The following is an 11,700-nucleotide window of genomic DNA, read 5'->3' as shown; positions in this document are numbered from 1 at the left end:
GCTTGCGCGTCGCTAACCAAGGTCACGCGATTCCAGAGAACAAGATTCGCGAGCGCTGGGTCACATCTCGCGCAAACCTGATCAAATTATTGCCATGTCTCAGTCGTCTGCAAGTCTTCGACAATAGCGTGGACGCCGCTCCAGGACAGGATATTCCTGATCCCATGCTGGTCCTCGAGATGGTCGAAGCTCAGGTGATGTTTCCCGATCGGCATGATGCAGATGCGTTGAGCGCCACGCCGGAATGGGCGCGGCCGATCGTACAAGCCGCGCTGGAGTTCCAGCACGGATAGCGTTACAGGACACGGTTATATTTTTCTCACCAATAATTAGCATTCCGATATAACCAGATCAATTCTTTCTTCCCGCTTTCCTGTTGACCTCACTCCCGTCATACCAACGTGCTCCTTGGATTCAATCCCACCAATCCTCACAAGCTTAGCGAATTTCCAGCTTTACGCGCAGTTCACCCCGCGTACTGACTGAGGTATCCTCGACGCTCCAGCATCATGAGCACTCTCTTGAACACTTCCGGACCTACCCCGTTGAACATCGTCGTGATCGGTGGCGGCTTCACCGGCATCGCATTCGTCATTCACGCCATTCGTGCCTGCCCGGCTGGCGTCGATCTCGACTTCACCATTGTGGAACCGTCGGCGGAACTCGGCCGGGGCATCGCCTATGGAACGTCGGACCCGCTGCATCGGATCAACGTGCCGAGTGACCGAATGAGCCTGTTCGCCGGCGACTCCACGCATGCCACGCGCTGGCTCAAGGCGCACGACGCAATCGATGCCGGCAGCAGCGACGGCCAGGGCAGCTACTACGTGTCGCGCGCGCGATATGGCGAGTATGTAGCGGCAACCCTGGACGATGTCGTGGCCGAGGCCGCCTCGCATGTGCGCGTGAGGCATCGGCGAGCGACCGCCACCGGCGTGCGCAAGGTCGAATCCGGCTACACGGTCACGCTGGACGATGGTTCGCATCTGGATGCGCATCGCGTTGCGCTGTGTTTCGGCCATACGCCTTCCAAACCACCGGGGGTCATCGACGAACAGGCTTTGCACGATCCCCGGGTGATCACGCTTCCGTGGGCGCCCGACGCGTTGCGAGCGATCCCGCAGGACGCGTCCGTGCTGCTGGTCGGCACCGGCCTGACGATGGCGGACGTGGCTGTCACGCTGATCGAACGCGGGCATACCGGACGCATCACCGCAATTTCTCGACGGGGTTTGCGCGCTCAGCCGCATGGACTTTTCTCCGATGCCGCCGATTTCCTCGATAACACCGCCCCACCCGCCAGCGCCCGTGAACTCGTACGCAAGCTCAGGCAGAGGATCGCGCGCGACGGGGCTCGCATCGGCTGGCAACCCGCCGCCGACGCCCTGCGATTCGATCTTCCGCGGATCTGGAACGCGTTGCCCGCACGCGAACAACGCCGGGTGGTGACGAGGCTGCTGGCGTTCTGGGACGTACATCGCTTTCGCATCGCGCCGCAAATTCATACGGCTATCGAGCGGGCAATCGAAAGCGGTCAGATGAGCGTTACCACGGCGGGTATCGTAGGGATCAGTCGCGCTCGCGCGGCAGAGCACTTGAGCGCCAACCTCCGGCGTCCAGGTGGTACGCATGAAGAGCACTCATTCGACGCGGTGGTTTTCTGTACAGGGCCCGCACGCGATATCGACCGGAATCCGCTCGTGAAGTCGCTCCTGGAGGGTGGGCTCGCGCGGCTCGATGCGGTGGGAATCGGACTCGACACCGATCTTCGCAGTCAGCTCAGGAATGCAGAGGGCGAGGTATCACCGGGCTTGCTGGCCTTCGGCCCGATGACACGCGGAAGCTTCGGTGAAATGACCGGCGCACCCGACATCGCACGGCATCTGGAACGGGTGCTCAAGGATGGCAGTCTGCTCGCGTACACATCGACATGGACATCGCGCTGACGGGTGCTGCGTGCTCATGACTGCGTGCATCAACCCAACGCCGATGAAGAAAACCAGACATGCTGGTAAACAACCACCGCAGTCTTGTCCGGCAGACGCTCAGACGTCAGCCACGCTGACTTGACGGACCATGCCGCGCGGACGTCCGGCGGCTTCACGAACAAATCCGCAGTCGATGCCCCGCCGACGCAAGGAATGAACCACGAGTTCATGAGCGGTTTCGCTTCAAAACCCGCGCCGGTTCGTGTGATCAGCAGGGTTAATCCCACTTCATCAGACGGGCGCCACGGGAAGATCAAGCGGCCTTGCGGACGCAGCGCCCGGAGCCAGGCACTCGGCGGCGCCAGGACGCCTGCGTTCACATAAATCAGATCCGACGCCGGCAAAGGCAACTGGGTCGCGTCGCCTTGCGTCACAGTCACGCACTCGAACGCTTGCAAGTTCTTGCGCGCCTTTTCGGCCAGGCCCGGTTCGATTTCGAACGCTTCTACCCGACCACCGGGGAGCGCGAGCACGGAAAGGATCGCGGTGTAATAACCCGAACCCGCGCCGATATGGCACACCACGTCGCCCCGTTGCGGCGTAGCCGCGCCGAGCCACGCGGCGTGAAGGAACGGCTCGCCGTTATTGATTCCCTTGGTTGCATCGAGCGCAACCAGGGCATTCTGGTAGAGATGGATGGGGTCGGCGTTGGGCGTATCGAAGTACTCGTTGTCGATCATGATCTTCCACGGACCCGGCGGCAGGAACGCCTCACGAGGCACGAGCTCGAACACCCGCTCGAGCCTCGGGTCATCGGACTTGCTCGCGGCCGCCATGGACTTGGCGTAATGCTTCCTGGCTTCCGTGAAACTCGCCTTTTCCTTACGATTCACGACAACCCCTTCATGACAATCCCTTGCCTCGGATGGTTTGGAAGCGGGCTTTCACTGTGCATAAGCTCGACCGGCTTCGCTGACGTGATCTATCGTGGCAATGCCTTAGTCCGGCGTCAAGACACCCTCACTAACCCGCCTCACGAAGCCGTAATCTGCTTGATAACGCAGTGCAATTGCGTTTTTTGTTGCAGCAAGCAGGCGCAGTCACATTGAATTTTCCATTAATCCGGTAAAGTCGTCCGAGCTTGACGCAGCGACCGAATCCCTCCCGGATAAAATTACTTCCGAGCCTTCGGCACTCAGTTATCAGCGCCTGAATGCTGCGGATTACGCATTCGTTAAGTGCATTTCCGCCATATACGGGGACGCGTAAATGGCCAATTGGGAGAATCCCTTTGTCCAGACAAACACTGCATACAGGCGAGAAGGTGTTTTCAGGCCCATTATTTGGGCTTGGCGCCGCCGAGTTGAGCGACCGGATTTCCTAATCCGCACGCATCGCAGCTTTTCCGGTTTGGAAAGCTTCAATAATTATTGGCGCGGCGTACAATTGATTCGCCATAATTCCAAAAGCGCATAGCGCCGCAGCGATTTTTTGTTACGGACGCGCTCACGGACTTAGAGAAGTCTTGTCACAACAATGCAATGCGACGCGGCTCGGCGCTCTGGTTTTATTCTCACTCGTTAGCTCTAAATTTTGGATACGCTCATGGCAACCGGTACGGTCAAATGGTTCAACGATGCAAAAGGCTTCGGCTTCATCACACCCGATGACGGCGGCGAAGATCTGTTCGCACACTTTTCGGAAATCAAGGCAGAAGGCTTCAAAAGCCTTCAGGAAAATCAGAAGGTAACGTTTGAGGTAAAGCAAGGGCCCAAGGGCAAGCAGGCATCGAACATCGTTCCTGCCTGAGTTTGATCCGGCCGCCACGGCGGCCGGTTTTCATCCGTCACGCGGATGATGCCGGGGCGCGGTCATCTATGGCCACGCCCCGTAGTAACTTTTTGCGTGTCACCACACGCAATATGTCAGCGGCGATCGAAGCCCAAAGACCTCGACCTCCGTTCTCACTGTTCTATCCTATTTGCCAGTCCTGGCAAATGCATCGTCCTGTACTACCGATTTCCCTCCATGCACCGCGTTTGATTTAAAAGCGGGAGCAGCCGTATCCGCAGCGGAATGAGAAAGGCTGAATCGTTCTTCGGGCGCAGTCCCGTTCAAATGGTAATTGCCGACCGCCGCCTCACGCTGGATCGCCGGATTGTGCGAAGCAATCACGCGTGCATTGCGCCAGTGACGATCGAGCCGGCGCGCCTCGCTGGTAGCTGACGCCCCGCCCACCTCGAATAGCAGCGTGGCGGCTTCGAGCACTTGCTCGAGCACGATTTGCTGCGCCTGATAAGCCTGGATATCGACGGCAACGTAGTCTTCTGGCGTCGCCACGCCCGCGATGCGCGCCCGATGCACCCGGTCAAGTGCCGCGGCGACCGACTCGACCAGCGCTTCAGCCGAATACGCCAGACTCGCGAGGCGCCCCACTACGCGATGCACCAATGGATTGTCACGCGGGCTCGACTGCCCCGCCACGCCAAACGTGCGGGTACGGCCCTGAACGAACGCCACGCCATCGCGCAATACTGCGCGGGCAATACCGGCGAGCGTCGCCAGATGCACGGTCTGGTAGAACGCGGTCAGCAAGGAATTGCGGCGCGGCTCTGACGCCTTGTAGCGCGACAGGATCTGATCGACGGGCACACGTACGTTGTCAAAACGCGTTGTACCGCTAGCGGTCAGACGCTGGCCAAAACCGTCCCAGTCGTCGGTGCGCGCCACGCCTGGCGCATCGCTTCGAACCAGCACGTGGAGATCGGTCTGCGCATCGTGCGCGGCTACGTTGATCCATTCAGAATAAAGCGTACCCGTGCTGTAGTACTTCTCGCCGTTCAGCAGAACAAAACCGGCATCGGCGTCCGGCGTGAGGGTCACGCTGTTGTGCGTGGAGCCGGTGCGCTCCGAGGTAGCCGCGCCAATAATCTCGCCTTTCGCGATATGACCCAGCCAGCGCTCACGTGTTGGGTCATCGCCAGTTTCAAGTTGCTGCTCGATGAAACCCGAATGCGCGCGAATAATTTGCGGAAGGTTCGAATCGGCTTCGCCCAGACGCGTCAGGAGACGAAAATACTGCGGCAAAGAAACGCCGCTGCCGCCATATTCGCGCGGGACTCTCAACGCAGTAAAGCCACTGTCTTTCAAACTCTGGACGGCATCGCGAGCGAGTTCACGGCCCTGCTCACGTTCTATGGTCCCTTTGCCGATGTGCTCGAATATCTCCGCGAAACGCGCGTAAAGCGCAGCGTCCGCCGGTGCTGACGTCGTCATTCACTTCTCCACAATTTGAACAGGTGCGAACGATGAGGATAAGTGCCACGTCAATCCGCCGGCAACGAACGATAGGTGCTAACCATATGCACTTACCGGGTTTCCCAAGCCCTGTTCTCCATCTGCGATGGCGAATGCGGTTTAGTGCTTTAGTGTTCTGACGTATATCGATCAGCGGATTTATTCGTCGCTTTGCGCGGCTGTCCGGTCAAGAATCCAAAGTTAACCAATGTCAGCTAATAAGCGCTAGAGCAAGATGACCCAACCTCTCAACACTCCGCCACGACAACTTCACCTCAACATCAATATCCTGCATTCAGGTTTCGTTCCGTCCGCGTGGCGGCTGGCCGAAGCCGATCCTCGAGCGTTCATCGACGTTCGGCACTACGTGCGGGTCGCGCAAATCGCGGAGGCGGCCGGCTTCGACGCTGTGTTCCTCGCCGACAACGCCTCTATCGCCGACCAGATCGACTTTCGCCCGATCACCGCGCTCGAGCCGACCATCCTGCTTGCCAGCATCGCGGCGGCGACCTCACATATCGGCGTGATTGGCACGGCCTCCACGAGTTATAACGAGCCGTACAACATCGCGCGCCGTTTCGCCACGCTCGACCACGTCAGCGGCGGGCGCGCAGGCTGGAACGTCGTGACCACTGCGGACCTGGGTTCGGCGCGCAATTTCGGGCGCGATGCGGTGCCCGATCACGCCGAGCGCTACGCCCGTGCCGCGGAATTCACCAGCGTCGTGAAGGCGCTCTGGGACAGTTGGGAGGACGGCGCGCTCATCGCGGATAAAACGAGCGGACTATTCGTCGATACGGACAAGGTTCATCCTGTCCTGCATCAAGGCACGCATTTCTCCGTGCAGGGTCCGTTAAATGTGCCTCGTTCTCCGCAAGGACATCCGGTGCTGGTGCAAGCCGGCGCTTCCGGCGATGGCCGCGAACTTGCGGCGCGCCATGCCGAGGCGGTGTTCTCGGCCTCGCAATCATTCGACGAATCATTGGCCTATGGTCGCGATTTGAAGGCGCGTGCGGCAGCGTTTGGACGCGGTCCCAACGCCGTGAAGGTACTCGCGGGACTGACGACGATTATCGGCGCAACGGAGGCCGACGCCTTGCGTCGCCGTGATGAACTGGTCGACCTGATTCCGTGGAGCTATAGCGTCACCCGGCTGGCCGGTACCCTCGGCGTCACGCCGGATCGTCTCAAGCTGGACGAACAACTGCCGGACAACCTGAGCTTGCCCGGCCAGGGCAACGGCAACCATACGTTCTTTCACGCTACGTTGGCACAAGCGCGGCAGCACGGCTACACCGTGCGCCAGCTCATCCGGGCGCTTGCGGGAGGCGGGGGGCATCGCGTGATCGTGGGGACGCCCGAGCAGATCGCCGATGACATCGAACGCTGGTTCAACGCTGGCGCCGCCGACGGCTTCAACCTCATGCCCGATACATTGCCGGGCGGATTGCAGGACTTCGTCGATGGCGTGGTTCCAATCCTCCGTCAGCGAGGCATCTTTCGCACGAGTTACGAAGGCACGACGTTGCGCGAGCATCTTGGTCTGGCGCGTCCCGACAACCAGCGCTTATGGCGCAAAAGCGCATAGGCGTGCACCCGCACCAAGCGCGCTCACGCATCGCGGCGCCCCCTTTCACGAAGCAACCTGATCCCATACACCATGGCCAAGCGAACCGGACAACTGCGCCTAGGCGCCTTTCTTTATCCTGCAGGGCACCACATTGCCGCGTGGCGGCATCCGGACGCTCAGGCGGACGCCGGTGTCAATTTCCGGCACTACGTGCAGCTCGCCCAAGCGGCGCAAGCAGCGAAATTCGATCTTCTGTTTCTCGCCGATGGCGTGGGCACCCGAGGCGATAACCTGGACTTCCTGAGCCGCACGGCGCACAGCTACATCGCTCAGTTCGAGCCCATTACGTTGCTGTCCGCACTGGCTGCCGTGACAGAGAACATTGGCCTGGTCGGCACCGCGTCGACGAGTTTCAACGAGCCGTATCATATCGCCCGCAAATTTGCATCGCTCGACCATATCAGCGGCGGCCGGGCGGGATGGAACCTGGTTACATCGTCGAATGAGCACGAAGCGAAGAATTTCAATCGCGACAAGCACTTCGATCATGGCGAACGCTATGAAAGGGCGACCGAGTTTGCGGAAGTCGTCGATCGTCTTTGGGATAGTTGGGAGGACGATGCATTCTTGCGCGATAAAGAGCAAGGCCGTTTCTTCGATCCCGCCAAGCGCCATGTCCTCGATCACAAAGGACGCTTTTTCCAGGTCAAGGGTCCGTTGAACGTTGCGCGTTCGCCGCAAGGTCAGCCGGTGGTCGTCCAGGCGGGTTCATCGGAAGCTGGCCGCGCGCTGGCCGCCCGTACCGCCGAGGTTATCTTCACGGCGCAGCAAACCCTTCAGGACGCGATCGATTTTTATGCCGATGTCAAAGGGCGCCTCGAACAGCATGAGCGTCATCCGGATGAACTGAAGATCATGCCCGGCGTGATGCCTATTGTCGGGCGCACCGAAAGCGAGGCGCGCGAGAAGTTCGAACATCTGCAATCGCTGATTGATCCGGCGGTGGGTCTCGCGTTGGTCTCGGGTCTTACGGGTGGTTTCGACTTGTCAGCTTATCCGCTCGATGGCCCGATTCCCGAGCTGCCGGAAACGAATGCGAGCAAGAGCCGCCAGCTTCTCACGCTTGAATTGGCGCGGCGCGAGAACCTGACTATTCGGCAGCTTTATCTGCGCGTGGCGGGCGCGCGCGGACATTGGCAAGTGGTCGGAACACCTGAGCAGATCGCGGATCAACTTGAAGAACGCTTCGTCAACCATGGAGCCGATGGCTACAACATCATGCCCGCGGTTCTGCCGGGCAGCCTGACGGATTTCATCGAACTCGTGCTGCCGGAGTTGCGCCGCCGTGGACTGTTTCGCACCGAATATGAGGGCAGCACGCTGCGCGCGAATCTTGGTCTTGCGCGGCCTGAGAACCGTTATTCGGCGGAGAGGGCCAGCGCGATCGCTGTTTAAGCGCCATGAGTCGGGCAGGTTCAACCAGAACCCTGGCCCGACCAGACCATTTTTGAATCACGGTATTGTCAGGACAATTCGCTCTCCGTTACCGGACCATCGGCTCTGACTTTGTCATTCGGATACGAACGCCGAAGCGCCGGCGTAGACGACATCAAGAGCTTCGTATACGCATGCTCGGGCGCCGCAAAGACTCGTTCAGCCTCGCCTTCTTCGACAACACGGCCGTCCTTGAAGACCAATACCCGATCGCTTATGTGACGCACCACGTCGAGATCATGCGAGATGAATAGCAACGACGTATGCAGCCGTCCCTGCAACTCCGCCAACAAGTCGAGCACCTGCGCCTGGACGTATACATCGAGGGCGGACACGGGCTCGTCGCAGACAATCAGTGCGGGTTCCGGGGCGAGCGCACGCGCAATTGCCACGCGCTGCCTCTGCCCACCCGACAGCGACGTGGGGCGCCGGTCGAGAAACGCTGCATCAAGTCCAACCTGCTCAAGCAGCGCGACGCTTTTCTCCAGCAACGCGGGCTTGGTTAGACGTTTCGACCATAACGCTTCTTCCAGCAACTGGCCCACTGAATGACGAGGATCGAAGGAGCTGAGCGGGTCTTGCGGAATGTACTGAAGTCGTGGCCGCAAGTCGCGACGTGAACGCTCGGAAACTTTACTGCCGTTCCATCGTGTATCGAGAAATTCGACGTTGCCCGCGTCCGGCTCAACCAGTCCCAGCACGATGTTCGCGCAGGTGCTTTTTCCGGAACCGGACTCGCCGACAATACCCAGCACTTCCCCTTCGTGCACTGCGAACGAAATGCCCTGTAGCGCGGTAAAAGTGTCGCCACGATCTTTGCCACGCCGCGAATAATGCTTGCCGATACCATCAACGCGCAGCACGACTTTTTGTGAACGCGCACGTCGCAGCGGCAAGGGTTCGCGCACGATCAGCGGTGCGCCGGGGGTGGCGTCTCCATCGGCTTGACCCTTAGCGGATACAGTCGTCACGAATCGCGCCGAACTCAGCCGATGCCCTTTCGATTGTGCCGACGGCTGTGCGGCCAGCAACTGCCGCGTATAGGGATGGGAAGGGTTGTTCAGCACGCGCTCGGCGGTCCCGCTGTCGACCACTTCACCGTTGTGCATCACGAGCACACGATCAGCAATGCCGGCTACCACCGCCAGATCGTGGCTGATCAGCAGTACACCTACTCCCAGTTCGAGCCGCGCTGCGAGGACTGCAAGAACCTGTGCCTGCACGGTCACGTCGAGCGCCGTTGTCGGTTCGTCCGCGATTACAAGCGCCGGCCCCGCCGCGATAGCCGACGCGATCAGCGCGCGCTGACGCAAACCACCGGACAACTCATGCGCGTACTGAGTCGAACGATGTTCCGGCTCGGCGATACCAACATCCTGCATCACCGCGTGAACCCGCTCCCGGCGCTCACGGCGCTTGCGCGCAAGCCGATGATGCACCAGCACCTCGCCTATTTCCGCGCCAACGGTGCGCAGCGGATCGAGCGACACGAGTGCGTCCTGCATAACGAGTCCCGCGAAGGTGCCACGCAGCGAACGCCAATCATGTTCGCTGAAGCGCAGCGCCTGACGGCCGTCGATATCGAACTGACCGGCATCGATCACTGCATGCGGTCCAGCCAGACCAAGCAGCGAACGCGCGGTCAGACTTTTGCCCGACCCTGACTCGCCCACCAGCGCCACACACTCGCCGGCATGGATCGAAAGATCGACACCACGCACCAGCGGCTCGCCGCCGTTAGCACCTGGAAAGCGAATAGTCAGGCCGCGGATATCGACTAGTTTTTTTGGTTCATGCACCGTACCTGTCATCGCGTTCGCCCCTCGACCTTGCGTTGCAAAAACTTGCCGATCACAGAAAACGCGATAACGGTCAGCGTAATCGCGAGACCGGGGAACACGCTCGGCCACCATGCGACTCGCAGCACGTCACGGCCTTCGGCGAGCATGACGCCCCATTCGGGCGTCGGCGGCTGCGGCCCCAGACCCAGGAAACTCAAGCCCGATACCGCGATGATCGCGCTGCCAATGTCGATGGTCGCAATCACCGGCACGACCACCAGCACGTTGGGCAGCACATGGCGCAGGAAGATACGGCTACGCGAGAGCCCATAGCTCACAGCGTGCGTGACATAGTCGGCACGCCGCACCACGAGTGTCTGGCTGCGCAGCACGCGGCCAAATTTCGGAATGCCCGCGATGCCTACCGCGATTGCGATATTGACGATGCCCTGGCCGAGGAACGTCACGACAAACAGCGACAAGAGGATGGGAGGAAAAGCCGATAGCACGTCGAATACGCGTGAGGCGGATTCATCGGTGAGACGTTTTCCCAAACCCGCCGTCAGGCCGATCACGAGCCCGATCGCCAGACTCACGAGCATGCTGGCAAGGCCGATCAGCAGCGAATAACGCGCCCCGTAGATCACCCGCGCGAAAACATCGCGGCCAATACGGTCGGTGCCGAACCAGTGCTGTGCGCTGGGCGGCTGCAGCGTTTGCGCGATGTCGCTTGTGAGCGGATCGAAGTGCGTGACCAGAGGCGGATAAGCAATGGCAACGGCCAGCACCAGCAAGAAAACGCCTGCGAGCACTACACCCGGGGAAATGGTTTGTACCTACCACTCAGAAGACCGCGTGGTGGTCGGGGCCGGGGGCGGGGGCGGGGCCGGATAAATGATCTCGCTCATTGGCTGCGCAACCTTGGGTCGATGAACAGATAGGCGACATCGAGCAGTGTCGAAATCACCACGTGGACGAAAGCCGCGAGCAGCACCACGGCGAGCACGACCGGCACGTCCTGCGCGGTGACCGCATTGAGCGTCACGCTGCCAATGCCGGGCCGACCGAACATCTTTTCAGTGATCACCGCGCCGCCGAGCAGGCTGCCGATGAGCCAGCCGCCCAACGTCACGACGGGCAACAATGCATGCCGGAGAACGTGGCGAAAACGCAGTGCGAGCTCGCCCACGCCGCGCGAACGAATCGTGGTGACAAAGGGCTTCTCCAGCGCCGTCTCAAGCGCCTCGCGCATCACTTGCGACAATATCCCCGCCGTCGGCAACGCCAGCGTCACAGCGGGTAGTACAAGCGAACGCCAGCCGCTTGCGCCTGAAACCGGGAAGATATGAAGTTGGAACGAGAAGGCAATCAGCAGCAACATGCCGAGCCAAAACACCGGCGTGGAGGTGAATGTCAGCTCAAGCACTGAAGCGATACGCGTGCCCCACGCGCCCTGTCTCGATGCCGACCCGGCGGTCAGCGTGGCGATCAGGATCGCCAGTATGATCGCCAGCAGGCCAGCCGATCCCGCCAGCTCCGCTGTGGGCAAAAGCTGGCTACGCAGCACGGAGGAAACGGGCTGTTGCATCACGAACGACGTACCCAGGTCCGCATGGCCCAGCCGCAACAG

At 60.5% G+C, this 11,700-nt stretch carries 9 protein-coding genes and 1 pseudogene; 5 read left to right on the top strand and 5 right to left on the bottom strand.

The features are described from left to right. Together JWR14_RS05805 and JWR14_RS05800 are read left to right on the top strand one after the other, a co-directional pair. Positions 1–293: pseudogene (locus JWR14_RS05805) on the top strand (hypothetical protein); the annotation flags it as partial. Between the two features lie 228 nt (positions 294–521). Beyond that, positions 522–1,946 (top strand): FAD/NAD(P)-binding protein, encoded by a 1,425-nt coding sequence (locus JWR14_RS05800; protein WP_299702901.1) that lies wholly within the window; start codon positions 522–524, stop codon positions 1,944–1,946. Positions 1,947–1,975: 29 nt separating this feature from the next. On the opposite strand, the gene JWR14_RS05795 is transcribed toward JWR14_RS05800, so the two are convergent. Beyond that, positions 1,976–2,821 carry a protein-L-isoaspartate O-methyltransferase gene (locus JWR14_RS05795; protein WP_299702898.1) on the bottom strand — a complete coding sequence of 282 codons (846 nt, stop codon included), beginning with the start codon at positions 2,819–2,821 and terminating at the stop codon, positions 1,976–1,978. A gap of 712 nt (positions 2,822–3,533) precedes the next feature. On the opposite strand from JWR14_RS05795, the gene JWR14_RS05790 reads away from it, so the two are divergent. Beyond that, the gene (locus JWR14_RS05790) at positions 3,534–3,737 is read left to right on the top strand and encodes a cold-shock protein (protein ID WP_031356584.1); all 204 of its coding nucleotides are present in this window, start codon (positions 3,534–3,536) and stop codon (positions 3,735–3,737) included. 168 nt (positions 3,738–3,905) lie between these two features. On the opposite strand, the gene JWR14_RS05785 is transcribed toward JWR14_RS05790, so the two are convergent. After that, the gene (locus JWR14_RS05785; protein ID WP_299702869.1) at positions 3,906–5,204 is read right to left on the bottom strand and encodes an acyl-CoA dehydrogenase family protein; all 1,299 of its coding nucleotides are present in this window, start codon (positions 5,202–5,204) and stop codon (positions 3,906–3,908) included. Positions 5,205–5,460: 256 nt separating this feature from the next. Here JWR14_RS05785 and JWR14_RS05780 point away from each other — a divergent pair, with 256 nt between their 5' ends. Next, positions 5,461–6,813, top strand: coding sequence for an LLM class flavin-dependent oxidoreductase (locus JWR14_RS05780; RefSeq protein ID WP_299702866.1), 1,353 nt, complete (start codon positions 5,461–5,463; stop codon positions 6,811–6,813). Between the two features lie 72 nt (positions 6,814–6,885). Beyond that, positions 6,886–8,250 carry an LLM class flavin-dependent oxidoreductase gene (locus tag JWR14_RS05775; protein WP_299702864.1) on the top strand — a complete coding sequence of 455 codons (1,365 nt, stop codon included), beginning with the start codon at positions 6,886–6,888 and terminating at the stop codon, positions 8,248–8,250. A 68-nt stretch (positions 8,251–8,318) separates the two neighbouring features. Here JWR14_RS05775 and JWR14_RS05770 read toward each other — a convergent pair whose 3' ends face one another. The 3 genes from JWR14_RS05770 to JWR14_RS05760 form a co-directional block, all read right to left on the bottom strand. Then, positions 8,319–10,088: an ABC transporter ATP-binding protein gene (locus tag JWR14_RS05770; protein WP_299702861.1), complete on the bottom strand. Its 1,770-nt coding sequence runs from the start codon at positions 10,086–10,088 to the stop codon at positions 8,319–8,321. 8 nt (positions 10,089–10,096) lie between these two features. Continuing rightward, a complete protein-coding gene (locus JWR14_RS05765; protein WP_299702904.1) occupies positions 10,097–10,858 on the bottom strand; it encodes an ABC transporter permease in 762 nt (253 codons plus the stop codon). A 116-nt stretch (positions 10,859–10,974) separates the two neighbouring features. After that, positions 10,975–11,700 (bottom strand): ABC transporter permease (locus JWR14_RS05760; RefSeq protein WP_299702858.1); only part of this gene is annotated, 726 nt, incomplete at its 5' end.

The sequence above is a fragment of the Caballeronia sp. genome (assembly GCF_028292365.1).
Lineage (GTDB): Bacteria > Pseudomonadota > Gammaproteobacteria > Burkholderiales > Burkholderiaceae > Caballeronia.
This window is presented reverse-complemented; position numbering and strand designations above follow the sequence as displayed.